Source organism: Pseudomonas sp. FYR_2 (genome assembly GCF_043106425.1).
GTDB classification, from domain to species: Bacteria; Pseudomonadota; Gammaproteobacteria; order Pseudomonadales; family Pseudomonadaceae; genus Aquipseudomonas; species Aquipseudomonas monteilii.
The window spans coordinates 134,639-158,206 of sequence record NZ_JBICMM010000015.1; the positions used below are offsets into that span (position 1 = coordinate 134,639).

General features: G+C 63.2%; 23 protein-coding genes and 1 tRNA gene. 15 read left to right on the forward strand and 9 right to left on the reverse strand.

The features are described 5' to 3' along the window. Positions 1-199 precede the first annotated feature (199 nt). From ACF8R4_RS05445 to rpoE, 3 genes are read right to left on the reverse strand one after another with little or no spacing between them, the layout of a single operon-like run. Complete coding sequence (locus ACF8R4_RS05445) at positions 200-1,165, reverse strand: MucB/RseB C-terminal domain-containing protein (protein WP_060497924.1); 966 nt, start codon at positions 1,163-1,165, stop codon at positions 200-202. Positions 1,166-1,177: 12 nt separating this feature from the next. Continuing rightward, positions 1,178-1,768 carry a sigma-E factor negative regulatory protein gene (locus ACF8R4_RS05450; protein ID WP_003252050.1) on the reverse strand — a complete coding sequence of 197 codons (591 nt, stop codon included), beginning with the start codon at positions 1,766-1,768 and terminating at the stop codon, positions 1,178-1,180. Positions 1,769-1,799: 31 nt separating this feature from the next. Next, positions 1,800-2,381 (reverse strand): RNA polymerase sigma factor RpoE, encoded by a 582-nt coding sequence (rpoE, locus tag ACF8R4_RS05455; RefSeq protein ID WP_003252049.1) that lies wholly within the window; start codon positions 2,379-2,381, stop codon positions 1,800-1,802. Positions 2,382-2,815: 434 nt separating this feature from the next. Between rpoE and nadB the strand changes: the two genes are divergently transcribed. Then, a complete protein-coding gene (gene nadB, locus ACF8R4_RS05460; RefSeq protein WP_060497925.1) occupies positions 2,816-4,420 on the forward strand; it encodes an L-aspartate oxidase in 1,605 nt (534 codons plus the stop codon). 275 nt (positions 4,421-4,695) lie between these two features. Here the strand turns inward: nadB and ACF8R4_RS05465 are convergent, their stop codons facing one another. Both ACF8R4_RS05465 and ACF8R4_RS05470 read right to left on the reverse strand, forming a co-directional pair. Continuing rightward, a complete protein-coding gene (locus ACF8R4_RS05465) occupies positions 4,696-5,160 on the reverse strand; it encodes a protein YgfX (protein ID WP_060497926.1) in 465 nt (154 codons plus the stop codon). Continuing rightward, the gene (locus tag ACF8R4_RS05470) at positions 5,144-5,398 is read right to left on the reverse strand and encodes a succinate dehydrogenase assembly factor 2 (protein WP_003252043.1); all 255 of its coding nucleotides are present in this window, start codon (positions 5,396-5,398) and stop codon (positions 5,144-5,146) included. Before ACF8R4_RS05470 ends, ACF8R4_RS05465 begins: the two co-directional genes overlap by 17 nt. A gap of 133 nt (positions 5,399-5,531) precedes the next feature. Between ACF8R4_RS05470 and ACF8R4_RS05475 the strand changes: the two genes are divergently transcribed. Next, positions 5,532-6,473: a folate-binding protein YgfZ gene (locus ACF8R4_RS05475; RefSeq protein ID WP_060497927.1), complete on the forward strand. Its 942-nt coding sequence runs from the start codon at positions 5,532-5,534 to the stop codon at positions 6,471-6,473. Positions 6,474-6,528: 55 nt separating this feature from the next. Further along, on the forward strand, positions 6,529-7,335 hold the full coding sequence (locus ACF8R4_RS05480; protein WP_060497928.1) for an HDOD domain-containing protein: 807 nt from the start codon (positions 6,529-6,531) through the stop codon (positions 7,333-7,335). 127 nt (positions 7,336-7,462) lie between these two features. Here ACF8R4_RS05480 and ACF8R4_RS05485 read toward each other — a convergent pair whose 3' ends face one another. Both ACF8R4_RS05485 and ACF8R4_RS05490 read right to left on the reverse strand, forming a co-directional pair. Beyond that, entirely contained in the window at positions 7,463-8,842 is a 1,380-nt protein-coding gene (locus tag ACF8R4_RS05485; protein ID WP_060497929.1) for a sensor histidine kinase, read from the reverse strand. Continuing rightward, positions 8,835-9,506 carry a response regulator gene (locus ACF8R4_RS05490; protein WP_016713688.1) on the reverse strand — a complete coding sequence of 224 codons (672 nt, stop codon included), beginning with the start codon at positions 9,504-9,506 and terminating at the stop codon, positions 8,835-8,837. Before ACF8R4_RS05490 ends, ACF8R4_RS05485 begins: the two co-directional genes overlap by 8 nt. A 201-nt stretch (positions 9,507-9,707) precedes the next feature. On the opposite strand from ACF8R4_RS05490, the gene ACF8R4_RS05495 reads away from it, so the two are divergent. The 5 genes from ACF8R4_RS05495 to ACF8R4_RS05515 all read left to right on the forward strand — a co-directional run bounded on the left by ACF8R4_RS05495 (position 9,708) and on the right by ACF8R4_RS05515 (position 15,149). Next, positions 9,708-10,997 carry an OprD family porin gene (locus ACF8R4_RS05495; protein WP_060497931.1) on the forward strand — a complete coding sequence of 430 codons (1,290 nt, stop codon included), beginning with the start codon at positions 9,708-9,710 and terminating at the stop codon, positions 10,995-10,997. Between the two features lie 32 nt (positions 10,998-11,029). Next, the gene (locus tag ACF8R4_RS05500) at positions 11,030-12,010 is read left to right on the forward strand and encodes a tripartite tricarboxylate transporter substrate binding protein (RefSeq protein ID WP_021785748.1); all 981 of its coding nucleotides are present in this window, start codon (positions 11,030-11,032) and stop codon (positions 12,008-12,010) included. 138 nt (positions 12,011-12,148) lie between these two features. Next, positions 12,149-12,607 carry a tripartite tricarboxylate transporter TctB family protein gene (locus ACF8R4_RS05505; protein ID WP_060497932.1) on the forward strand — a complete coding sequence of 153 codons (459 nt, stop codon included), beginning with the start codon at positions 12,149-12,151 and terminating at the stop codon, positions 12,605-12,607. A gap of 3 nt (positions 12,608-12,610) precedes the next feature. Further along, positions 12,611-14,125 (forward strand): tripartite tricarboxylate transporter permease, encoded by a 1,515-nt coding sequence (locus ACF8R4_RS05510; RefSeq protein ID WP_060497933.1) that lies wholly within the window; start codon positions 12,611-12,613, stop codon positions 14,123-14,125. After that, positions 14,118-15,149 carry an AbrB family transcriptional regulator gene (locus ACF8R4_RS05515; protein WP_060497934.1) on the forward strand — a complete coding sequence of 344 codons (1,032 nt, stop codon included), beginning with the start codon at positions 14,118-14,120 and terminating at the stop codon, positions 15,147-15,149. Before ACF8R4_RS05510 ends, ACF8R4_RS05515 begins: the two co-directional genes overlap by 8 nt. Before the next feature lie 26 nt (positions 15,150-15,175). Here the strand turns inward: ACF8R4_RS05515 and ung are convergent, their stop codons facing one another. Then, positions 15,176-15,868 carry a uracil-DNA glycosylase gene (gene ung / locus ACF8R4_RS05520; protein WP_104833343.1) on the reverse strand — a complete coding sequence of 231 codons (693 nt, stop codon included), beginning with the start codon at positions 15,866-15,868 and terminating at the stop codon, positions 15,176-15,178. Positions 15,869-15,994: 126 nt separating this feature from the next. On the opposite strand from ung, the gene ACF8R4_RS05525 reads away from it, so the two are divergent. After that, complete coding sequence (locus ACF8R4_RS05525; protein ID WP_060497936.1) at positions 15,995-17,101, forward strand: enoyl-CoA hydratase/isomerase family protein; 1,107 nt, start codon at positions 15,995-15,997, stop codon at positions 17,099-17,101. A 44-nt stretch (positions 17,102-17,145) separates the two neighbouring features. Here ACF8R4_RS05525 and ACF8R4_RS05530 read toward each other — a convergent pair whose 3' ends face one another. Continuing rightward, positions 17,146-17,595, reverse strand: a complete 450-nt coding sequence (locus tag ACF8R4_RS05530) for a hypothetical protein (protein ID WP_104833344.1) — start codon at positions 17,593-17,595, stop codon at positions 17,146-17,148. Positions 17,596-17,807: 212 nt separating this feature from the next. Here ACF8R4_RS05530 and ACF8R4_RS05535 point away from each other — a divergent pair, with 212 nt between their 5' ends. The 6 genes from ACF8R4_RS05535 (at position 17,808) to ACF8R4_RS05560 (ending at position 23,495) form a co-directional block, all read left to right on the forward strand. Further along, positions 17,808-19,289, forward strand: coding sequence for a sensor domain-containing diguanylate cyclase (locus ACF8R4_RS05535; protein ID WP_104833345.1), 1,482 nt, complete (start codon positions 17,808-17,810; stop codon positions 19,287-19,289). Then, on the forward strand, positions 19,282-19,494 hold the full coding sequence (locus tag ACF8R4_RS05540; protein WP_060497939.1) for a cysteine-rich CWC family protein: 213 nt from the start codon (positions 19,282-19,284) through the stop codon (positions 19,492-19,494). Before ACF8R4_RS05535 ends, ACF8R4_RS05540 begins: the two co-directional genes overlap by 8 nt. Before the next feature lie 9 nt (positions 19,495-19,503). After that, positions 19,504-20,196 (forward strand): pseudouridine synthase, encoded by a 693-nt coding sequence (locus tag ACF8R4_RS05545; RefSeq protein WP_104833346.1) that lies wholly within the window; start codon positions 19,504-19,506, stop codon positions 20,194-20,196. 345 nt (positions 20,197-20,541) lie between these two features. Further along, a complete protein-coding gene (locus ACF8R4_RS05550; protein WP_060497941.1) occupies positions 20,542-21,438 on the forward strand; it encodes an alpha/beta fold hydrolase in 897 nt (298 codons plus the stop codon). Positions 21,439-21,549: 111 nt separating this feature from the next. Then, positions 21,550-21,623: transfer RNA gene (locus tag ACF8R4_RS05555), tRNA-Gly, on the forward strand. A gap of 165 nt (positions 21,624-21,788) precedes the next feature. Beyond that, entirely contained in the window at positions 21,789-23,495 is a 1,707-nt protein-coding gene (locus tag ACF8R4_RS05560) for a SulP family inorganic anion transporter (RefSeq protein ID WP_392491849.1), read from the forward strand. The last annotated feature ends 73 nt before the right edge of the window (positions 23,496-23,568 follow it).

Here is a 23,568-nt window from a genome sequence, read left to right on the forward strand (position 1 = left end):
GATTTCAAGCGTGGTATTGACATACGGCTCCCGTCACAACGAGCGGTAGTTTAGAAAGACCCCTGCACAAAGCAGGAAAGGCCAGGCTCCTGAAAGCCTGACCTATAGAAAATTTGCCGATGGATTGCAAATGACAATGCTTTAATTTCATTTCAGCCGTATGTTCGCCTGCCTTGGCACGGCCCGCAAACGCGCGCCATCACTGGCGCGCCTGGGCATCCTGAGGGCGCATCGACAAAGCGACGCGTTCTGCCGTACCGAGCGGAATTTCGCCCACCACGGTCACCATCACCTTGCCCTTTGGCGTATTGAGGCGACGCGAAACAGCCGAAGTCGGGCCGAGCTGGGTGCGCATGTCGGTGCCGCCGTCATCGTTCACCGGTTCGAGGAACACGGAAAAACGTGCGAGGCCATCGTCATACATCAGGCTGCTGACCGAACTGTTGTGTTTGGAGTCGCGACGCACCGAGCTGTTGACCAGCTCGAACCCGGGCGGTAGCCAGTCCGAGCGCCAGCCAGCAACGCTGTCATTGCTGACGGGCGCGCCATGCTGCACAGGCTTGCAGGCAGCGCTGGGGCGCAAGTCATCGTCGCCAGGCGGCTCGTCGGTATCGAGGCGGGTCATCTGGAAGCGCTCCAGCAACTGCCCTTTGTCGTTGAGCATCAACGAGCGCAGTGGCAGGCCGGTATTACGGTCCAAGTGCAGTTCAAAGGCATAGCGGTGCTGGTCGCGGGGCGTGAGCGTCACGATCACGGCGTCGCGCCCGGCGACCCGTGACTTGCCCGCCACGCTCAAATCGTACCAGCCCATCAGTTTCAGCGGATCAAGCACACGCGGCGCGGTATCTGGCGGTGCCGCGACACTGCTGACCAAGGCCCCACTGACACACGCCACCCTCCCATCCACGCGCACGATTTCCTGGGCGGCGCCATCGAGCTGCAGCAGCCGCTCGCTGACCTTGCCGTCCTCGACCCGGTGCCAGATATCGTGGGAAGAGAAGCTGCCGTTGCGTTCGTAGACGAAAGAGCCTTGATAGCTCTGCTTTTGCTCGGCCTGTGCCAGCTTGTTCAGCCACTCACTCGCCTGGGGCGAGGAGTTGGCCGCCAATGCTGGCACCATCATGAAGCTGCCAATCAGCAGCGACAGGAGAGGTAGCGCGCGCATGATCCTCCTTACTTAACGGTTTTCCAGGCTGGCGGCGCGGGCATAAGGCAATGCGGTTTCAGTGCCTTTGAGCGCAGATTCCTGGGCATGCTGACGCAGGTAGCCTGGCAAACGCTGATCCCAGCCGGCCTGGTTTTGCAGCACACCGTTGGCCATTGGCCCGGTCGGTTGCTCACTGCTCTCACTATAGCCTGCCAAAACGGCCGGGCCTTGTGCTTGTGGCACGCTCAGGCCTTGCTGGACAGGCTGCTGGGCTGCAAGCTCGGCACCGGTGATTTCGTCCTGGTTGTACATGCGTACACCGGCAAGCACCGCAACGGTGACCGAAGCCGCTACAGCCAGCCGACCAATGCTGCGCCACGGGCCTTTCTTGACCTTGGCCGGCACCGCTTCGTCAGCCAGCGCGGCAGACACCGCCGAGGCGATATCCAGGTTAGGCAGCAGCAGCTCCTTGTGCATGGCTGCACGGGCAACCTGGTAACGCGACCAGGTGGCACGGGTTTCGGCATCGTCGACGGCGTTCAACACCCGACGCAATTCCAGTTCGTCCGCTTCGTTATCCATCACCGCGGACAGCGATTCCTGCAAAGCTTCACGACTCATGGCGGTTCCTCTCTTGGCTGTCGCCGCTGTCTCAGGTTTCCTGCAACAACGGCTGCAGGGCTTTGTCTATGGCCTCCCGAGCGCGGAAGATTCGAGAGCGCACGGTACCCACCGGACATTGCATGACACTGGCAATGTCTTCGTAACTCAGTCCGTCGAACTCGCGCAGGGTCAGTGCCGTGCGCAGGTCTTCGGGCAGTTGCTGGATGGTGCGATGGACGGTGCCTTCGATTTCATCCCGCAACAACGAGCGCTCTGGGGACTCGAGATCCTTGAGGCCATGATCGCCGTCGTAAAACTCCGCATCCTCGGAGCTCACATCACTGTCTGGCGGCCGTCTTCCACGGGACACCAGATAATTCTTCGCCGTGTTGATGGCTATACGGTACAGCCAGGTATAAAACGCACTGTCACCGCGAAAATTGCCAAGCGCACGGTAGGCCTTGATAAAGGCTTCCTGCGCCACATCCTGGGCCTCGTGGGTATCGTGAACGAACCGCACGATCAACCCGAGAATCTTGTGCTGATACTTCAGCACCAACAGATCGAACGCTCGCCTGTCACCGCGCTGAACGCGCTCGACAAGCTGCTGATCCTCTTCCTGGGTTAGCATGAACACTCCTCGGTGAACTCGAAGGAGCGTTGCAACAGCCATCGTTCAGGCTTGCAACCATAGACTCGGGCTTTACGCAAAAGTTCTCCCCTCCAAGCAAGTTTCCTGCAGCCCTTGGTCGGCTTGCACGGAAGACGCGGCGCGGTCACGGCCGGCTACGTCGATAATCAGGTTTCGAATACGCAGAGACAGCCCGGACAGGCCTGCCACCCTGCGTCGCCGCGGCAAATTGTGGCGTGCGGGCAGCCTTCATAGGATTTCCGGCCATGTCGGAAAGTTCCCACAAAGGTTGCCGCAACCTGGCAAGTGGCATGGAAATTGGCCACCCCGGGCTGCTATAAAGGCATCCCGGCCAAGTTTAACGATAGTTTCACAATGCCATCTGCGCGTGACTATTGTGCCGCGCCCTTTCCAAAGATTACTAGTGTCCCGACATGAGCCAACAATTCAAACATGATGTCCTGGTGATCGGCAGCGGTGCCGCCGGTCTCAGCCTGGCACTTAACCTTCCCAGCCACGTGCGCATTGCCGTGCTCAGCAAGGGCGACCTGGCCAACGGCTCGACCTTCTGGGCCCAGGGCGGGGTCGCTGCGGTGCTCGACAACACCGATACCGTGCAGTCGCATGTCGAGGACACCCTCAATGCCGGCGGCGGCCTGTGCAACGAAGAGGCGGTGCGCTTTACCGTCGAGCACAGCCGGGAAGCCATTCAATGGCTGATCGAGCAAGGCGTGCCCTTTACCCGCGACGAGCACTACAGCGTTGATGACGGTGGTTTCGAGTTCCATCTCACCCGTGAGGGCGGCCATAGCCATCGGCGCATCATCCACGCCGCCGATGCGACCGGCGCGGCCATTTTCACGACGCTGCTGGAACAGGCTCGCCTGCGCCCGAACATCCAGCTGCTGGAGCAGCATGTAGCGGTCGACCTGATCACCGAACGCCGCCTGGGCCTGCCTGGCGAACGCTGCCTGGGCGCCTATGTGTTAAACCGCAATACCGGGGAGGTAGATACCTTCGGCGCACGCTTCACCGTGCTGGCCACCGGTGGCGCAGCCAAGGTCTATCTCTATACCAGCAACCCCGATGGCGCTTGCGGTGACGGTATCGCCATGGCCTGGCGGGCGGGTTGCCGGGTGGCCAACCTTGAGTTCAACCAGTTCCACCCGACCTGCCTGTACCACCCGCAGGCCAAGAGCTTCCTGGTCACCGAAGCCCTGCGCGGCGAAGGCGCGCTGCTGCGCCTGCCCAACGGCGAACGTTTCATGCCGCGCTTCGACCCACGCGAAGAACTGGCCCCGCGCGACATCGTGGCCCGCGCCATCGACCATGAGATGAAGCGCCTGGGCGTGGACTGCGTCTACCTGGACATCACCCACAAGCCGGCCGATTTCATCAAGAGCCACTTCCCCACCGTGTACGAGCGCTGCCTGGCGTTTGGCATCGACATCACCCGTCAGCCGATCCCGGTGGTGCCCGCAGCGCACTACACCTGCGGCGGGGTGATGGTCGACGACCGTGGCCACACCGACGTACCGGGCTTGTACGCGATTGGCGAAACCAGCTTCACCGGCCTGCACGGCGCCAACCGCATGGCCAGCAACTCTTTGCTGGAATGCTTCGTCTATGGCCGGGCCGCCGCTGCCGACATCCAGGCGAACCTTGAGGCAGTGGCCATGCCCAAGGCCCTGCCGGGCTGGGACGCCAGCCAGGTCACCGACTCGGACGAGGACGTGATCATCGCGCACAACTGGGACGAGCTGCGGCGTTTCATGTGGGACTATGTCGGCATCGTGCGCACCAGCAAACGCCTGCAACGCGCGCAGCATCGCATTCGCCTGCTGCTGGATGAGATTGACGAGTTCTACAGCAACTACAAGGTCAGCCGCGACCTGATCGAACTGCGCAACTTGGCGCAGGTGGCCGAGCTGATGATCCTGTCGGCCATGCAGCGCAAGGAAAGCCGTGGGCTGCACTACACCCTGGACTACCCGGGGATGCTGGACGAGGCCAAGGACACCATCCTCAGCCCGCTCTGAAATTTGCAGCATCTGTGAGACCGAGCGCCGCCCGGGCGGCGCATCGCGAGCTGCGCTCGCTCCTACGTCTGTTTCGGGCCAATTATTTCTGTCAGATTTGCGCGCGAACGCCTTGGCGCATGGCACGATATCGCGTCGTACAAACAAGGCGGTCGCGCGCGCCTGTCACAAGCATGACTGGCCCGAAACAAACGTAGGAGCGAGCGCAGCTCGCGATGCGCCGCGCGGGCGGCGCTCGATCTCACAGGCGCTGAACCTGCGACGGCGAACACCTATCAGCCCCGACTCGCCCCCACCTCAGCCCACCTGCGCCTGCTGAACTTCAACCTTACCCGCAAGCGCCGATGCTCATCCGCCCCCAACGCATCCCGCGCTATGCACTGGCTCTCCCCCAACCACCGCCCCACCCGCTCAAAGCGCAACACCACCAGCCCCGGCAGCGCCACGCTGTCCCGGCACAAGCGCACCGGCTGCCAGCCACGGGCACGGCTGAACACCTGCCAGCCGCGCACATCACGGCGCACGCCAACAACGGCATGCTCATGCGTCAACAGGATACGTCGGGGAATGGCCCAGCCAGCGTGGGCAATACAGGCAGCGACAACAGAGAGACTCAGCCACCCGGGCAGCGGGCTCGCCCACACGGCAAGCCACGCCAGTACCTGGCAACCCAGATAGGCCGCTAGCAGCAGGCGTGAGCCTTGCCAGCGGCACTCAAAGCACTCACTTGGGCTGGACACGGTCCAGAATGATGCGAACCATGCGCTGCAGCTCCGGGTCTTCAGACTCGGTGCGCTCCATGAACCAGCCGAACATGTCCTGATCCTCGCAGCTCAACAGACGCACGTACAGTTCGCGGTCGGTCTCGTTGAGGGTGGGGTAGACTTCCTGGGTGAAAGGCACCAGCAGCACGTCCAGTTCAAGCATGCCACGGCGGCTGTGCCAGAAAAGCCGGTTGAGTTCAGTTTGTTCGACCATGGGGCCCTCCTCGAATGGCCCGCCAGTATACAGCCAGGCACGCGAAGCGACACCGGGCGTTGGTCTAGTCACCTACCTATTTTGTTACCGGCGTTCTATGATGGCCGCCAGTCTTTAGCCACCGCGATGACCCATGGCCGATTCCGCTTTCTTCTGCCCCCTGTCCCACGAGGGCATCCTCGCCGTCCGCGGCTCCGATGCAGGCAAGTTCCTGCAAGGCCAGCTGACTTGCAACATCAACTACCTCAGCCAGGAACACGCCAGCCTCGGCGCCCGCTGCATGGTCAAGGGGCGCATGCAGTCCAGCTTCCGCATCCTGCCCGAAGGCAACGGCTACCTGCTGGCCATGGCCAGTGAACTGCTCGATGCGCAACTGGCCGACCTGAAGAAGTACGCCGTGTTCTCCAAGGCCACGCTGACCGACGAAAGCGCCGCCTGGGCACGCTTTGGCCTGCAAGGTGGTGACGCTGCGCTGCAGGCGCTGGGGCTCGACGTGCCCGCAGCTGCCGGCAGCACCGTGCGCCATGAGGGCCTGATTGCCATTGCCGTTTCTGCCGGCCGCGTAGAACTGTGGGTGCCGGCAGACAAGGCCGACACCGTGCACCAGGCGCTCGCCGGCGCCCTGCCCGAGGGCAACCTCAACGACTGGCTGCTTGGGCAGGTTCGCGCCGGTATCGGCCAGGTCATGGGGCCAACCCGTGAGCTGTTCATCCCGCAAATGATCAACCTGCAAGCCGTCGATGGTGTCAGCTTCAAGAAAGGCTGCTACACCGGCCAGGAAATCGTCGCCCGCATGCAGTACCTGGGCAAGCTCAAGCGTCGCCAGTACCGCCTGGCACTGGACCAGCAGGCCATTCCGGCCCCGGGTGCCGAGATATTCTCGCCCACCCATGGTTCGTCGGTCGGTGAAGTGGTCATTGCTGCTGGCAACGGTGCGGGCTGTGAACTGCTTGCGGTGCTCAGCGCCGAGGCAGTGGAAGACGACAACCTGCACCTGGGCAGCCTGGAAGGCCCGCGCCTGCAAGTGCTGACCCTGCCTTACGAACTGGACCGCGACCGGGAAATCCAGCGCTGACCAGCCTGCCCCGCCCCTGTGGCGGGGCCGCACCACCACTGCGGTAGACACGCCCATGAACAAGCTGGCCGAGATGGTTCAAGCACAGTTGCTCAATGCCATCGAGAAGGATGACCTGGTCCTGCCGACCCTGCCCGAGGTTGCCTTGAGCATCCGCGAGGCAGCGGAAGACAGCGAGATCAGCGTAGCGGCCCTGAGCAAGGTGATCGGTCGCGATGCGGCCCTTTCTGCGCGCCTGATCAAGGTCGTCAACAGCCCGCTGCTGCGTGCAGCGGTCGAGGTCACCGACCTGCACACTGCCATCACGCGGCTGGGCATCAATTACAGCTGCAACCTGGCCATTGGTCTGGTGATCGAGCAGATTTTCCATGCCCGCGCGCCGGCCGTTGAACAAAAACTGCGCGATATCTGGGCCAACAGCCTGGAAGTTGCAGGTATCAGCTACGAAATCTGCAGGCGCTACACGCACCTCAAGCCCGACCAGGCGACCTTGGGTGGGCTGGTCAACCAGATTGGCGCACTGCCGGTGCTCATCTACGCCGAAGAGCACAACGAACTGCTGTCCGACCCGGTTTGCCTGCATTACGTGATCGAGCAGATCCAGCCGGTGCTGGGGGACAAGATCCTCAAGGCCTGGGAGTTTCCGGAGCAACTGGTCAACCTGCCCAGCCAGGTTCAGGACCTGGACCGGCAGACTGACAAGGTCGATTACATCGATATCGTGCAGATCGCCCGCTGCATCAGCCAGCGCGGGCGGCATCGGCCACTGGCTGCGCTGCCGGCGTACCGCCACCTGGGGCTGCCGTTTGGCACTGAACTGGAAGTGGATGAACTGCTCGAAGCGCGGAGCATGTTCCGCTGACTTGCTTCTGCCTGTGCCGGCCTCTTCGCGGGTAAAACCGCTCCTACAGGGACTGCGTCGCACCTGAGGCCTGCGCAGTACCTATGGGAGCGGTTTTACCCGCGAAGAGGCCGGTACAGACCACACATCAATCTGCGATAAAACTCACCCGCACCCGCAGCCCGCCGTTCTCGCCATCATGCAGGCTCACCTGCGCCAGGTGCGCCCGGCAGATTTCACCGACAATCGCCAGCCCAAGCCCGCTCCCTTGCGCACTGCGCCGGTAGAACCGCTCGAACACCCGCTCACGCTCAGCCTCGGGAATGCCCGGCCCGTCGTCTTCCACCTCCAGCACCGCTGGTGCCACCACCCGCAAGATCACATTGCCACCTTCTGGCGTGTGCGCCAGGGCATTGTCCACCAGGTTGCTCAACAGCTCGTTGAGCAGCGTCGGCTCGCCCTTCAGCCACACAGGCGCCTCGGCCTCCAGGGCCAGCGCAACGCCGCGCTTGTGTGCCAACGGGGCCATGGCCATGCCCAGCTCACGGGCCAGCTGGCTCAGGTCCAGGCGCTGCGCGCCGCCCTCGGCAATTGCCCGCGCTCCGTTCTCCACCCGTGCCAGCGATAGCAGCTGATTGGCCAAGTGGGTCAGCCTGTCGGTACCTTGGGCCGCAGATTCCAACGTTTGTCGCCACTCCTGTGGCTCTGACGAGCGCAACCCCAATTCGACCCGAGCCTTCAGCGCCGCCAGCGGCGTACGCAATTCATGGGCGGCATCGGCAATGAACTGCGCCTGGCGTTCGAACTGACCGCGCAGCCGCTCGGTAAAGTGGTTCAAGGCCCGCACCAGCGGGCCGAGCTCACGCTGCACCTGCACCACCGGCAAGGCCCGCAAGTCATCTGGCTGGCGCTCTTCCACCGCCGTGCGCAAGCGCTCCAGGGGCCGCAACGCCGCACTCACGGCAAACCACACCATCACCAACGCACCCAGCGCCAGCATACCCAGACGCAGCAGAGTGTCGGCCATCAGCCCACGGGCCATGCGCACCCGCGCCTCTTCCGTCTCGGCCACGCGGATTTCCGCCATGCCGTTCATGTTCGGCTCGGTCACTGCCTTCAGCAGGCTGACCACCCGCACGTCCTGGCCCAGGTAGGTGGCGTTGTAGAACCGAGCAAGCGCCGGGTAATCGTCAGTGCGCGGCGTACCGGGCGGCGGCGGCGGCAGGTTCTCGTAGCCGGAAATCAGCCGCTGCTTGATGTCCAGCACCTGGTAGTAGATGCGCCCGGCGCTGTCGTAGGCGAACGTGTCCAACGCCACGTAAGGCACATCCGCGCTCAGTGACCCGTCACGCTGCGACAGGCCAGCGGCAATGGTGCGCGCCGAGGCCAGCAGGGTGCGGTCGTAGGCGGTATCGGCGGCCTCACGGCCATTCCAGTAGGCGCTCAGGCCGCTGGCCAGCATCAGCACCACCAACAGCAGGGCCAGGTTGCCCAGCAGGCGCCCGCGCAAGCTGCCGTTGTCACGCATCGCGGTGCTCTAGCAGGTAACCCAGCCCACGGAAGGTGACAATGGCCACTGGGTGGCCGTCGAGCTTTTTGCGCAGCCGGTGGATATAGATTTCGATGGCATCCGGGCTGGCTTCTTCATCCAGGCCGAACACCTGGGCAGCCAGTTGCTCTTTGCTCATCACCCGACCAGGGCGTGCGATCAGCGCTTCCAGCACGCTTTGCTCGCGCGACGTCAGGGTCAGGTTGTCGTCGCCAAGGGCAAAGCGCCGGGTATCCAGGTCGTAGACCAGCGGCCCGCAACGTTGCTGGCGCTCGCCACCGAGCACACTGCGGCGCAGCAACGCCTTCACCCGCGCTTCCAGCTCGGTCAGCTCGAACGGTTTGGCCAGGTAGTCGTCTGCTCCCAGGTTCAGGCCATGAACCCGGTCCTTGACGTCGCTGCGCGCGGTCAGCATCAGCACCGGGACAGTCTTGCCACGGCCGCGCAGGCGCGCCAGCACCTCAAAACCATCCATGCGCGGCAAGCCGACATCCAGCACCGCCACGGCGTATTCCTCGCTGGCCAGGGCCAGGTCGGCAGCCACGCCGTCATGCAGCACATCCACGGTCAGGCCGTGGCTTTTCAAGGCCTGGGCCACGCTTTCGGCCAGTTGCAGATGGTCTTCGACCAGCAGCACACGCATCGGATTCTCCCTGCTCGGGTGGGGCGGTTGGCGCGGAGTGTACCGCTGTCGCCAAGCCTGTGAAGCCCCTCTTAACAAACCTTTCACGCTGAAAGGTTAGCGAAAGGTTCGTTACCTAGCATCGCACCACGGTCGCCCTTCGCGCCGAAAAAAGCACCAGCAAGGTGCAACGAATAAGAACAATAAACGGAGTCATCGACGATGCTGTCATCGCAGCCGCAGGCGTTCGCGCCTACCCGTTCCTTTGCCGCACGCCCCTCCGCCATCGCCAGCGCCCTTGCGCTTGCCGGTGTCGCCCCGATGAGCCAGGCCGCCTTCTTCGAAGACAGCACGGCCACCTTCGAAACTCGCAACATGTACTTCAACCGCGACTTCCGCGACGGCACCAGCGCGCAGCAATCCAAGCGCGACGAGTGGGCCCAGGGCTTCATCCTCAACTTCGAGTCCGGCTACACCGATGGCACCGTAGGCTTTGGCCTGGATGCACTGGGCATGATCGGCATCAAGCTCGATTCCAGCCCCGACCGCACCGACACCGGCCTGTTGCCGACCCACGATGATGGCAAGGCCGCCGATGAATATTCCAAACTCGGCCTGACCGGCAAGGTGAAGATTTCCCAGACCGAACTGAAAGTCGGCACCCTGATCCCCGAGCTGCCAACCCTGCAGCCCAACGACGGGCGCATCCTGCCGCAAACGTTCGAAGGCGGCCTGCTCACCTCGAAGGAAATCAAGGGCCTGACCTTCACTGGCGGTCGCCTGGACAAGGCCAAGGACCGCAACGACACCAACTGGGAAGACCTGGCACTGAACAACAAGAACGGCCGCTTTGGTGGCACGTTCAGCGCCGACAACCTGGCCCTGGGCGGGCTGGACTACCAGTTCACCGACCGCATCACCGGCAGCTATCACTTCGCCCAGCTCGACGACATCTACCGCCAACACTTCATCGGCATGGTCGCCACCCAGCCGTGGGGCCCGGGCACCTTCGGCGCCGACCTGCGCCTGGCCGTGAGCGACGACGCCGGTGCGGCCAGGGCGGGCAACATCGACAACACCACCGTCAACGGCATGCTCAGCTACGCCCTGGGCGGGCACAAGGTCAGCGCCGCCTGGCAGCAGCTGTCTGGGGACAGCGCCTTCCCGTATGTCGATGGTGCCGACCCGTACCTGGTCAACTTCGTCCAGATCAACGACTTCGCCGGCGCCGACGAGCGCTCCTGGCAAGCGCGCTACGACTACAACTTCGCCGCCCTCGGCGTGCCAGGCCTGACCTTCATGACCCGCTACATCAGCGGCGACAACGTCAGCCGCGCCGCCGGCGGCGAGGGCAAGGAGTGGGAACGCAACACCGAGCTCAAGTACGTGGTACAAAGCGGCCCGTTGAAGAACGTCGCCGTCCGCCTGCGCAACGCCACCTTCCGCTCCAACTTCGCCCGCGACGCGGACGAAGTGCGGCTGCTGGTGAGCTACAGCGTCGCCCTGTGGTAACCCAATAACAACAACGCTCACGGAGATAGACGATGACCTTTTCACTGCGCCGCCTCGTCCTCGCTACCGGCTGCCTGCTGTTGGCCGGCAATGCCCTCGCTGCCGAACCGAAACGTCCCGAATGCATCGCCCCCGCCTCGCCCGGCGGTGGCTTCGACCTGACCTGCAAACTGGTGCAAAGCGCCCTGGTGCAGGAAAAGATCCTCAGCAAGCCGATGCGCGTCACCTACATGCCCGGCGGTGTCGGCGCGGTGGCCTACAACGCCGTGGTCGCCCAGCGCCCTGCCGATGCCGGCACTCTGGTGGCCTGGTCCAGTGGTTCGCTGCTGAACCTGGCACAAGGCAAGTTCGGCCGCTTTGACGAGAACGCGGTGAAGTGGCTGGCCGCTGTCGGTACCAGCTATGGCGCCATCGCGGTGAAAAGCGACTCCCCTTACAAAACCCTCGACGACCTGGTCGCTGCGCTGAAGAAAGACCCGAGCAAAGTGGTGATCGGCTCCGGCGGCACCGTGGGCAGCCAGGACTGGATGCAGACCGCCCTGATCGCCAAGGCTGCCGGCATCAACCCGCGTGACCTGCGCTACGTGGCCCTGGAAGGCGGTGGCGAAATTGCCACGGCGTTGCTGGGTGGCCATATCCAGGTTGGCTCGACCGACATCTCCGACTCCATGCCGCATATCCAGAGCGGCAACATGCGCCTCCTTGCAGTGTTCTCGGAAAACCGCCTGGACGAACCCGAGATGAAAGACATCCCCACGGCCAAGGAACAGGGCTACGACATCGTCTGGCCAGTGGTACGCGGTTTCTACCTGGGGCCAAAGGTGAGCGACGAGGACTACGCCTGGTGGAAGGCTTCGTTCGACAAGATGCTGGCCTCGGAAGACTTCGCCAAGCTGCGTGACCAGCGCGAGCTGTTCCCGTTCGCCATGACCGGCGAAGAGCTGGACGGCTATGTGAAGAAGCAAGTGGCTGACTACAAGGCATTGGCCAAGGAATTTGGGCTGATTCAGTAAGTCATCCGCAACCTTTCTCAGATACCTGTGGGAGCGGGCTTGCCCGCGAAGCAAGCACCGCGGTGTATGGCACCGGCTTTGCCGGTGTTCGCGGGCAAGCCCGCTCCCACAGGGTCCGCGTTCAACGAGGACTCTGCAATGATCCTGCAACGCATCTTCGCCCTGGCCCTGCTGGCGGTGTGCGCCGCTCTGGCCGTGATGGCCTTGCCCTACCAGGCGGCGTTTTCCTATGAGCCGGTCGGCCCACGCGCCTACCCGCTGCTGATGCTCGGCCTGATGAGCCTTGGCCTGCTGTACCTGGTGTTTCGCCCTACGCCCATCGTGCGCAAGGACGATGAACCGGAACTGGACCGCGAAACCCTGACCAAGATTGCCGCCTGCGTCGGCCTGCTGGTTGTTTTCGCCGCCACCTTCGAACCTTTGGGCTTCATTCTCAGCGCCATGCTGGTCGGTGTGCCCATGGCCCGGCTGTACGGCGGTCGCTGGCTGCACAGTGCCATCGTGGTGGTCGGCATGAGCGTCTTTCTCTACTGGCTGTTCGACCGCGTAATGGACGTGCCCCTGCCCCTTGGCCTGCTGAGCGTACTGGAGAACTGACACATGGATACCTTGAGCTACCTGGGCCAGGGCTTCGGCGTCGCCCTGTCCCCCTACAACCTGGTCACCGCCCTCTCCGGCACCCTGATCGGCACTGTGGTCGGCCTGCTGCCAGGCTTGGGCCCGATCAACGGCGTGGCCCTGCTGATTCCCATCGCCTTCGCCCTGGGCCTGCCACCGGAGTCGGCGCTGATCCTGCTGGCAGCGGTGTACCTGGGCTGCGAGTACGGTGGGCGAATCAGCTCGATCCTGCTGAACATCCCGGGCGAGGCCTCGACCGTGATGACCACCCTTGACGGTTACCCGATGGCCCGCCGGGGCCTGGCCGGCGTGGCCCTGTCGCTGTCGGCCTGGAGTTCGTTCATCGGTGCCTTCATCGCCACTTGCGGCATGGTGCTGTTCGCGCCGTTGCTGGCGAAATGGGCCATTGCTTTCGGCCCGGCGGAGTACTTCGTGCTGATGGTGTTCGCCATCGTCGCCCTGGGCGGCATGGCCGGTGACAAGCCCCTGAAAACCTTCATTGCTGCCCTGATCGGCCTGTTCCTGTCGGCGGTCGGCATCGACGCCAACAGCGGCGTCTACCGCTTCACCGGTGACAGCGTGCACCTGGCCGACGGCATCCAGTTCGTGGTGCTGGTGCTGGGCCTGTTCTCCATCAGCGAAATCCTCCTGCTGCTGGAAAAGACCCACCATGGCCATCAGGCGGTAACAGCCACAGGGCGCATGCTGTTCAACTTCAAGGAAGCGGCTTCGGTGTTCGTGGTGAACATCCGTTGCGGCCTGCTCGGTTTCATCATGGGCGTCCTGCCCGGTGCCGGTGCAACGCTGGCCAGTGCCGTGGCCTACATGACCGAGAAACGCCTGGCGGGTGAAAGCGGCAAGTTCGGCAAGGGCGATGCACGTGGCCTGGCCGCGCCGGAAACCGCCATCGGTGCTTCGTGCTGTGGCGCCCTGGTGCCGATGCTGACCCTGGGTGTACCGGGCTCTGGCACCACCGCCGTGATGATCGGTGCCCTGACCCTGTACAACATCACCCCCGGCCCACTGCTGTTCGAACAGCAGCCAGACATCGTTTGGGGCCTGATCGCCTCGCTGTTCATCGCCAACATCATGCTGGTGATCCTCAACATTCCGATGATCCGCATTTTCACCCGCATCCTCGCCGTGCCGAACTGGGCGCTGGTGCCGGTGATCGCGATCATCACCGCCATCGGCGTGTATGCCGTGCATGCCACCACCTTCGACCTGTTCCTGATGGTCGGCATCGGCATCATGGGTTACATCCTGCGCAAGCTGGACTTCCCGCTGTCGCCGATCCTGCTCGGTTTCATTCTCGGCGGGCTGATGGAGCAGAACCTGCGCCGCGCACTGTCGATTTCCAACGGTGAGCTGGGCATCCTCTGGTCGAGCCCGATCAGCATGGGCGTGTGGGCGCTGGTGGTGCTGATGCTTGCCTTGCCGCTGCTGCGCATCTGGCGCAAACGCAGCCAGCAGCGCCGGGCCCTGGCCGATGCCTGATCGCGCGTTGCCGTTGTTTGTCGCAACCGGGCTGGTCGGCCTTGCTGGCGGTTACATCGCCAGCAAGGTCGGCTGGCCTTTGCCGTGGATGGTCGGCTCGCTGCTGGCCATCATCCTGGTGCGCTGCCTGACGCCCTGGCAACTGTCAGAGATACCCAACGGCCGCAAGTGCGGGCAGTGCATCATCGGGATCGGCATTGGCCTGCATTTTACCCCGGCAGTGATCGAGCAGGTGGGCAGCCATTTTGTGCTGATTTTCTTCGGCGCCCTGTTCACGACCCTGTCCAGCGTGATCAGCGTGTGGCTGTTGCGAAAGACCGGTGAAGACCGCGCCACGGCGTTTTTCGCCAGCATGCCAGGAGGCTCGGGAGAGATGGTCAACCTCGGCGCACGTAACGGCGCGGTACTCAGCCAGGTGGCTGCGGCGCAGAGCCTGCGGGTGCTGGCGGTGGTGCTGTGCGTACCGGCGCTGTTCAAGTTCTTGCTGGGTGACGGGGTACCGCTGAACCACGCCGGCAGCGTCAGCTGGGGCTGGCTGGCCTTGATCGCCCCGCTGGGCGTTGCCGTTGCGCTGCTCTGGCAACGCTTGCGCCAGCCCAATCCGTGGCTGTTCGGGCCATTGCTGGTAGCGGCCACGGTCAGCCTGGCTGGCAACCTGCAAATCGCACTGCCCAATGGTGCCAGCCAGATCGGGCAATGGTTGATAGGCAGCGGCCTGGCTTGTCACTTCAACCGGGCGTTCTTCAGCCGCGCACCGTCGTTCCTGGCGCGCACGCTGTTAGCCACGGTGCTGTGCATGGCGATTGCCGGCAGTGCCGCGTGGGTGCTTAGCGTGATGACCGCGCTGGATTTGCGTTCGCTGACGCTGGGGATGATGCCGGGCGGGATTGCCGAAATGAGCCTGACGGCAGAAACCCTGCAACTGTCGGTACCGTTGGTGACGGCGTTGCAGGTGATGCGCCTGCTGTTCGTGCTGTTTTTGGCAGAGCCGTTGTTCAGGTATTGGGTAAGGGATCAGCATTAGGGGCCGCTACACGGCCCCGCTAATCCTCAAAGTGGTGGCAACGCCCAGTTGATCGGCGCCATGCCACGCTGCTCAAGGAAGCTGTTGGTCCGGCTGAAATGCCCGCAGCCCAGGAACCCACGGTAAGCCGACAGTGGCGACGGATGCACCGACTTCAGCACCAGGTGCCTGGTCCCATCGATCAGCTTCTGTTTGCTCTGCGCATGCGAACCCCACAGCAGGAACACCACGTTCGGGCACTGCTCACTGACCACCTGGATAACCCGGTCGGTAAAGAACTCCCACCCCTTCTTGGCGTGCGACGCCGCATTGGCTCGCTCCACGGTCATGGTCGTGTTGAGCAGCAATACACCCTGCTCGGCCCAGCTTTGCAGGTAGCCATGGCTGGCAATCGGGATATTCAGGTCGCGCTGCAGTTCCTTGTAGATGTTGACCAGCGACGGCGGCGTGGCCACGCCCGGTTGCACCGAGAAGCACAGACCATGCGCCTGGCCCGGCCCGTGGTAAGGGTCCTGGCCAAGGATGACCACCTTCACCTGGTCCAGCGGTGTCGAGTTGAGTGCATTGAAGATCAGCGGCCCTGGCGGGTAGATCTCCTTGCCGGCGGCATATTCGCTGCGCAGGAACGCTCGCAGCTGATGCATGTAGGGCTGGTCGAATTCGGTGCGCAGCGCGGCCTTCCAGCCGGGTTCGAGTTTGATGCGATCGTCGTCAGTCATGGGGCCATCCGTAAACAATGGCGCGACACTAGGTAACCCCTCCCCGCTTGTCAAACGATCCGACCGACAACCGGCATGTTCAGCCAGGCAGGCCATACTTGTGCGATGACTTGAGCGAGGTAGTCCATGGCCATTCATTGCGGGGTACTCACCGGCGCCGATGGCGCCCGCATCGGCATTGCCACCCTGGATGCACCCAAGGCACTCAATGCCCTGAACCTGCCCATGATCGAAGTATTGGGCGAACAACTGCATGCCTGGGCCCGCGATCCGGGCGTAGTCTGCGTACTGCTGCGCGGCAACGGCGCAAAAGCCTTCTGCGCCGGTGGCGATGTACGCGCACTGGTACAAGCCTGTCGCGACCACCCTGGCAGCGTGCCGCCCCTGGCTGCCACCTTCTTCGCCGCCGAGTACCGCCTGGATTTTGCCCTGCACACCTACCCCAAGCCGCTGCTGTGCTGGGGGCATGGGCATGTGCTAGGTGGCGGCATGGGGCTGTTGCAGGGGGCCAACGTGCGTATCGTCACGCCCAGCAGCCGGCTGGCCATGCCGGAAATCAGCATTGGCCTGTACCCGGATGTGGGCGCGAGCTGGTTTCTGGCGCGGCTGCCGGGCAAGCTGGGGTTGTTCCTGGGGCTGACGGGGGCACCGATCAACGCCCGCGATGCCCTGGACCTGGGCCTGGCCGACCGTTTTCTGGGCGAGCACCAGCAAGAGGCGCTGATCGAAGAACTGCTGCAGTTGAACTGGCAAGAGCAGACCGCCCTGCAGCTGAACAGTCTGCTCAAGGCCGAACAGCACCGCGCCTGCGCCGAGTTGCCCGAAGCCCAGTGGTTGCCAAGGCGGCAGGTGATCGATGCGTTGCTCGACGTGGCCGATGCGGCGGCGGCCTGGCGTGCGCTGGAAGGGCTCAAGCACCATGATGACCCGCTGCTGGCCGATGCCGGCCAACGCTTGCATCAGGGTTGCCCACTGACGGCGCACCTGGTCTGGGAGCAAATCCGCAGGGCACGGCATCTGTCGCTGGCACAGGTGTTCCAGATGGAATACAGCATGAGCCTGAACTGTTGCCGTCACCCCGAGTTCAGCGAAGGCGTACGCGCCCGCCTGCTGGACAAGGACGACCAGCCGCGCTGGCACTGGCCCGATGTGGCGCAGGTGCCAGCGGCGGTGGTCGAGGCGCATTTTGCCAAGGTGTGGGAGGGGCGGCACCCATTGGCAGATCTGGGTTAGGCTTGCCGGCGATGGGGCGCAAAGCGCCCCCGCTTCACTTCACCTTACCGCTGCCAGTTACCTCCTTGCCTCTGCCCCCGCTGGCCATCCCAACGCCCGCCACCATTCCCCTGCCTGTTGGAATGCGAATCGCCACGCGGGTAGCGCTGGCTGCCATCACGATAGTCATGGCGATCCCGGTCTTGCCTGTAGTCTTGCCGTTGGCGATTGCCATAGTCGTAGCGCGGGTTGCCATGCCACCGGTTCATCCCCGGCTGCGGATACGGCCGGTATTGCGGCGCGGGGGCTGGCCGGTAGTAATAGCGGGGCGCCGGCTGGTAGTAATAGCGCGGTTGCGGCGTGACGTAGTAACGGTCATAGCGGTAATAACCCGGCGAGACGTAGCGGTCGGTGGAGTAGTAGTCCGAACGGTAATAGCCCCCGCTCTCGTAGTACGGGGCGCAGGCAGAAGTCATCAGCCCCAGCAGGGCGATCAACAGGATTCGATAGGACATGGCGGCCTCCTGGACCGCTGGAGTGCCCGAACAGCGGCGCTGGCGAGCATCGATGCGTGATGCGTTCATCGACACTGAATAAGACAGCGACGCCTGGGTGCAGTGCCATTTCCGCAACAATTTGATACAGGTGCGGTAGCCCCGAAAAACTTGCAGTCATTTATCGGTCATCTCACTAGAATGGGCGGCTCGGCACACATCATGGGAAGATCATGCCCTCACGTTCCGCTCTGTTCTCGCAGCGTTCGCTGATCGTTACCCTGCTGGTGCTGCTGGCCTGCGGCTTCCTTGCTACCTCGCTGCTCAGCTACTTCTCCTCGCGCAGCGCCATCCGCGACGGCATTATCAATACCGAATTGCCGCTGACCTCCGACACGGTCTACTCGGAAATCCAGAAAGACCTGATTCGCCCGGTGCTGATCGCCTCGATGATGGCCCAGGATACGTTTTTGCGTGACTGGGTACTGTCGGGCGAAAAGGACACCCAGCGCATGACACGCTACCTGGGCGAGGTCATGGGCAAGCAGGACACCTTCACCTCGTTCTTCGTCTCCGACCGCACCCTCACTTACTACCAAGCCAAGGGCGTGCTCAAGCAGGTGCAAGCCGACACATGGCGCGATGCCTGGTATTTCCGCCTGCGCGACCTCAAGGCACCCTACGAGATCAACGTCGACCTGGACATGGCCAACCAGGACAGCCTGACCGTATTCATCAACTACCAGGTGCACGACTACCAGCACCGCTTTATCGGTGCTGCCGGGGTGGGACTGAGTGTGTCCTCGGTGGTCAAGCTGATCGACCAGTACCAGCGCCGCTACCAGCGGTCGGTCTTGTTTGTCGATGCCAAAGGCAAAGTGTTGCTGACCGGCTCCGAAGGTGGCCCGCACGGTTTGCGGGTCGGCCAGCCACTGAGCGACAACGCCGAACTGAGCGATGTGCTGGCCGAACAGCGGGTGCCCGGCGAAGGCAGCCACGAGTACCACGACAGCGACAACCACAGCCACTTCCTCAACGTGCGCCACTTGCCCGAGCTGGACTGGTACCTGTTGGTGGACAAGCGCGAAACCGGCGCCCTCGACCACATTCGCCACTCCCTGTACCTGAACCTTGCCATCTGCGCGATGATCACCTTGGTGGTGCTGGCGCTGGTGCATGCCATGGTGCGCCGCCATCAGGCCAGCATCGAGGCACTGGCCACGCTCGACAGCCTTACCGGCCTGCCCAACCGGCGCAGCTTCGACTTGCTCGCTGCCCAGGCGTTGCACGAAGCCCAGCGCGACAGTGGGCCACTGGTGGCGCTGCTGATCGACCTGGACCACTTCAAGGCGCTGAATGACACCCACGGCCACCTGGCAGGCGACGAAGTGCTGCGCCAGTTCGCCAATGTGCTGCAGGGCAGCCTGCGCCAATCGGATATACTTTGCCGCTGGGGCGGCGAGGAGTTCATCGTGCTGCTGCGTGAAGCCGAAGGTCGGCAGGCCATCGAGGTAGCGGAAAAGATCCGCCGCCGCACCGAACAGCTCACGTTCAGCTACGACGAACAACCTCTGCGCCTGACCACCAGCATCGGCCTGAGCAGCCTGCAACCGGAAGATACCCTGCACGCCCTGCTGACCCGCGCCGACCGAGCGCTCTATCGTGCCAAGCAGGCCGGCCGTAACCGCGTCTGCAGTGAAACCCAAGATGAATGACAGCCAACACTGCCCCGCTTGCGGTGCCCTCAACCAGTGCAGCCTGGCCGACCCACGCCGCGCCACCCAGGCCTGCTGGTGCTACAGCGTGAGTATCGACCCGGCCGTGCTCCAGGCCCTGCCCGCCGAATTACGCGACAAAGCCTGCCTGTGCCCACGCTGCGCGGCCGTTGAAGAACAACTTCGATCAACCACTTCTCACTGACCTGTTGCAATGCGCCTCGACCGCTTCCTTGCCAACCTGCCCAGCCTCAACCGCCAACAAACCCGCCTGATGCTGGTACAACGTCGTGTGCGGGTAGATGGCCAGGTGGTCAGCGACCCGCTGACCGAGGTACGCGAATTCAGCCGCGTGGAACTGGACGACCAGGTGCTGCAGGCTGGCCGGCCGGCGCGCTACCTGATGCTGCACAAACCCACGGGCTGCGTCAGCGCCACCCAGGACCCGCAGCACCCTACCGTGCTCGACCTGCTGCCCGAAGCATTGCGAGGCGACCTGCACATAGCCGGGCGCCTGGACTTCAACACCACCGGGCTGATGATTCTGACCAACGATGGCCAATGGTCACGGCGCCTGACCCAACCTGCCACCAAGCTGCCCAAGCACTACCTGGTGGACACCGAGGACGAGATTGGCGAGCACTATGAGGCCAAGTTTCGTGAGGGTTTCTACTTCGCCTTTGAAGGCCTCACCACCCTGCCCGCCCAGCTGGACATCCTCGGCCCGCGCCAGGCGCGGCTGGCGATCGTCGAAGGGCGCTATCACCAGATCAAGCGCATGTTCGGGTTCTTCGACAACAAGGTGGTGGGGTTGCACCGGGAAAGCATGGGCGCGATCTACCTGGACCCGGGTTTGGCGCCCGGGGAGTTTCGTGAACTGACGGCTGATGAAATCGCCACTGTCTAGGCTGCCCGTTCTGGCCCAAGGTGGTCATACGACCGCTCAGCGACAAAAGTCACAAAATCTCCCGAACGGCACTTGCAGGATCCCCGACCCACTGCTTGAATCCAAATCGTCAGTCTGCATGTGACCAATAAGTCACGCCCGCAGTCGAAGACGCCTTTTGCCGGCCACCCAGGGCCTTGATGCCTTGGGGCACGGCAAATTGCCCGCCAAAAACAATACCGTCGACGCATGTGCCAAGGATCGACACAGGGCCCCCCGGTTACTCTTCAGGCGAATGCCTACCTGTCATAAAGAACGTGCACCCTAGGTGACGCGAATACCCTTTTTGCGCCAGGAGTCGATGACATGAGGCCAGAAATCGCTGTACTTGATATCCAAGGTCAGTATCGGGTTTACACGGAGTTCTATCGCGCGGAAGCGGCCGAGAATACGATCATCCTGATCAATGGCTCGCTGGCCACCACGGCCTCGTTCGCCCAAACGGTACGTAACCTGCACCCGCAGTTCAACGTAGTGCTGTTCGACCAGCCGTATGCCGGCAAGTCCAAGCCACACAACCGCCAGGAACGGCTGATCAGCAAGGAGACCGAGGCGCACATCCTCCTTGAGCTGATCGAGCATTTCCAGGCCGACCATGTGATGTCGTTCTCGTGGGGTGGCGCAAGTACGCTGCTGGCGCTGGCGCACCAGCCGCGGTGCGTGAAGAAGGCCGTAGTGAGTTCCTTCTCGCCGGTGATCAACGAGCCGATGCGCGACTACCTGGACCGTGGCTGCCAGTACCTGGCCGCCTGCGATCGCTACCAGGTCGGCAACCTGGTCAACGACACCATCGGCAAGCACCTGCCATCACTGTTCAAGCGCTTCAACTACCGCCACGTCAGCAGCCTGGACAGCCACGAGTACGCGCAGATGCACTTCCACATCAACGAGGTGCTGCAACACGACCTGGAGCGGGCGCTGGAGGGTGCGCGCAATATCGACATCCCGGTGCTGTTCGTGAACGGCGCCCGCGACGAGTACACCACGGTCGAAGATGCCCGGCAGTTCGGCAAGCACGTGGGCAAGAGCCATTTCAGCGTGATTCGTGACGCTGGCCACTTCCTGGACATGGAGAACAAGTCTGCCTGCGAAGACACCCGCAGCGTCCTGCTCGGTTTCCTCAAGCCGACCGTGCGTGAAACGCGTCATCGCTACCAGCCTGTTCAACAAGGGCAGCAGGGGCAGCATGCATTGGCCATCTGAGCGCATCGGCGCCCTGTGACTGATACCCGCAGGCTAGAGGGTGCCGACAAGCTTTTTTATAACTTGGGCTTCTAATTCGTGGAGGGTTCTGGTAAAAAGTACTGCGCAGACGCGGGTATAGTTTAGTGGTAAAACGAAAGCTTCCCAAGCTTTAGTTGAGGGTTCGATTCCCTCTACCCGCTCCACATTGCATCACCGCATGGCGTTCCAGCAACGTCATCGCTGTCAAAAGGGGCCTCGGCTCCTTTTTTCGTTTCTGCCCTCCCGGTTTGATCTGGCCCATGGCCAATTGCCTGCCGATCCGCTTCAATGCGTAGATGGTTACGTGAAGCATTTCGAAAGGACGACGCATGTTTCTCTTCCGCTGGCTACCGGGTCTTGCCAACCTGCTGCATTACCGCCGCGAATGGTTCCATACCGATTTGCAGGCAGGCCTCTCGGTCGCGGCGATTCAGATACCCATCGCCATCGCTTACGCACAAATCGTCGGTTTGCCGCCGCAGTACGGCCTGTACGCCTGCGTGCTGCCAATGATGGTCTACGCCCTGATCGGCAGCTCGCGCCAACTGATGGTAGGCCCTGACGCCGCCACCTGCGCGATGATCGCCGGTGCCGTGGCGCCGCTGGCCATGGGTGACCCGCAACGCATCGCCGAACTGTCGGTGATCGTCACCGTGCTGGTCGGGGTGATGCTGATCGCTGCCGGCCTGGCACGGGCCGGGTTCATTGCCAGCTTCTTCTCGCGACCGATCCTGATCGGCTACCTCAACGGCATCGGCCTGAGCCTGATCGCCGGGCAGCTGTCCAAGGTGGTGGGGTTCAAGATCGAGGGCGACGGTTTTATCCTCAGCCTGATCAACTTTCTCCAGCGCCTGGGTGAGATCCACTGGGTCACGTTGTTCATCGGCCTGGCCGCTCTGGGCCTGCTGATCTGGCTACCACGGCGTTTCCCGCGCCTGCCCGCCGCGCTGACCGTGGTGGCACTGTTCATGTTGCTGGTCGGCCTGTTTGGCCTCGACCGCTTCGGCGTCGCCATCCTCGGCCCGGTGCCGGCCGGCATCCCGCAGCTGGCCTGGCCGCACAGCAACCTGGCGGAAATGAAGAGCCTGCTGCGCGACGCCCTGGGTATCGCCACCGTCAGCTTCTGCAGCGCCATGCTCACCGCACGCAGCTTTGCCGCCCGCCACGGCTACGCGATCAACGCCAACCACGAATTCGTCGCCCTGGGCGTGAGCAACCTGGCGGCCGGGGTATCCCAGGGCTTTGCCATCAGCGGCGCCGACTCGCGTACCGCCGTCAACGACATGGTGGGTGGCAAGAGCCAACTGGTGGGCATCGTCGCCGCGCTGGTCATTGCCCTGATCCTGTTGTTCTTCACCGCGCCGATGGCGTGGATCCCGCAGGCAGCATTGGGGGCCGTGCTACTGATGGCCGGCTGGGGGCTGATCGACATCAAGTCACTGGGGCTCATCCGCCGCCTGAGCCGCTTCGAGTTCTGGCTCTGCCTGCTGACCACGGCGGGCGTGCTGGGCCTGGGCGTACTGCCCGGCATCGTGTTTGCCGTGACACTGGCGATCCTGCGCCTGCTCTACAGCATCTACCAACCCACCGACGCCGTGCTCGGCTGGCTGCCGGGCACCGAAGGCCAGGTCGACATCCGCAAGCACAAGGACGCCCGCACCGTGCCGGGCCTGGTGGTGTACCGCTTCGACGACGCGATCCTGTTCTTCAACGCCGACTACTTCAAGATGCGCCTGCTTGAAGCGGTGCAGAGCCAGGACCAGCCCAAGGCCGTGCTGTTCGATGCAGAAGCCGTCACCAGCATCGACGTCAGCGGTATCGCCGCCTTGCGTGAAGTGCGCGACACCCTGGCCGCGCAAGGCATCTTCTTTGCCATCGCCCGCGCCCGGGGCACCTTCCTGCGCATGCTGGTGCGCTCGGGGATGGCGCGGGAGATGGAAGACAAACTGCTGTTCGGCTCGGTGCGAGCGGGGATTCGGGCGTATCGGGTGTGGCGTAACCGCAACCGTAGTGTGCAAGTGGCCGAACGGGGTTGAAGGGGGGGTTGTTGCGAGTGGCCCTCGCACACCCTGCACGACATGCTAAAGTCGCCCCCGCTCCACCCAACGG

Bases quoted from the DNA above. Each gene is read 5' to 3' on its own strand.
- ACF8R4_RS05450 (WP_003252050.1), bottom strand. From the start codon at position 1,768: ATGAGTCGTGAAGCTTTGCAGGAATCGCTGTCCGCGGTGATGGATAAC.
- ACF8R4_RS05540 (WP_060497939.1), top strand. From the start codon at position 19,282: ATGAATGACAGCCAACACTGCCCCGCTTGCGGTGCCCTCAACCAGTGC.
- ACF8R4_RS05495 (WP_060497931.1), top strand. From the start codon at position 9,708: ATGCTGTCATCGCAGCCGCAGGCGTTCGCGCCTACCCGTTCCTTTGCC.
- ACF8R4_RS05470 (WP_003252043.1), bottom strand. From the start codon at position 5,398: ATGGTCGAACAAACTGAACTCAACCGGCTTTTCTGGCACAGCCGCCGT.
- ACF8R4_RS05525 (WP_060497936.1), top strand. From the start codon at position 15,995: ATGGCCATTCATTGCGGGGTACTCACCGGCGCCGATGGCGCCCGCATC.
- ACF8R4_RS05535 (WP_104833345.1), top strand. From the start codon at position 17,808: ATGCCCTCACGTTCCGCTCTGTTCTCGCAGCGTTCGCTGATCGTTACC.
- nadB (WP_060497925.1), top strand. From the start codon at position 2,816: ATGAGCCAACAATTCAAACATGATGTCCTGGTGATCGGCAGCGGTGCC.
- ung (WP_104833343.1), bottom strand. From the start codon at position 15,868: ATGACTGACGACGATCGCATCAAACTCGAACCCGGCTGGAAGGCCGCG.
- ACF8R4_RS05485 (WP_060497929.1), bottom strand. From the start codon at position 8,842: ATGCGTGACAACGGCAGCTTGCGCGGGCGCCTGCTGGGCAACCTGGCC.
- ACF8R4_RS05480 (WP_060497928.1), top strand. From the start codon at position 6,529: ATGAACAAGCTGGCCGAGATGGTTCAAGCACAGTTGCTCAATGCCATC.
- ACF8R4_RS05510 (WP_060497933.1), top strand. From the start codon at position 12,611: ATGGATACCTTGAGCTACCTGGGCCAGGGCTTCGGCGTCGCCCTGTCC.
- rpoE (WP_003252049.1), bottom strand. From the start codon at position 2,381: ATGCTAACCCAGGAAGAGGATCAGCAGCTTGTCGAGCGCGTTCAGCGC.
- ACF8R4_RS05515 (WP_060497934.1), top strand. From the start codon at position 14,118: ATGCCTGATCGCGCGTTGCCGTTGTTTGTCGCAACCGGGCTGGTCGGC.
- ACF8R4_RS05500 (WP_021785748.1), top strand. From the start codon at position 11,030: ATGACCTTTTCACTGCGCCGCCTCGTCCTCGCTACCGGCTGCCTGCTG.
- ACF8R4_RS05545 (WP_104833346.1), top strand. From the start codon at position 19,504: ATGCGCCTCGACCGCTTCCTTGCCAACCTGCCCAGCCTCAACCGCCAA.
- ACF8R4_RS05445 (WP_060497924.1), bottom strand. From the start codon at position 1,165: ATGCGCGCGCTACCTCTCCTGTCGCTGCTGATTGGCAGCTTCATGATG.
- ACF8R4_RS05475 (WP_060497927.1), top strand. From the start codon at position 5,532: ATGGCCGATTCCGCTTTCTTCTGCCCCCTGTCCCACGAGGGCATCCTC.
- ACF8R4_RS05560 (WP_392491849.1), top strand. From the start codon at position 21,789: ATGTTTCTCTTCCGCTGGCTACCGGGTCTTGCCAACCTGCTGCATTAC.
- ACF8R4_RS05490 (WP_016713688.1), bottom strand. From the start codon at position 9,506: ATGCGTGTGCTGCTGGTCGAAGACCATCTGCAACTGGCCGAAAGCGTG.
- ACF8R4_RS05550 (WP_060497941.1), top strand. From the start codon at position 20,542: ATGAGGCCAGAAATCGCTGTACTTGATATCCAAGGTCAGTATCGGGTT.
- ACF8R4_RS05505 (WP_060497932.1), top strand. From the start codon at position 12,149: ATGATCCTGCAACGCATCTTCGCCCTGGCCCTGCTGGCGGTGTGCGCC.
- ACF8R4_RS05530 (WP_104833344.1), bottom strand. From the start codon at position 17,595: ATGTCCTATCGAATCCTGTTGATCGCCCTGCTGGGGCTGATGACTTCT.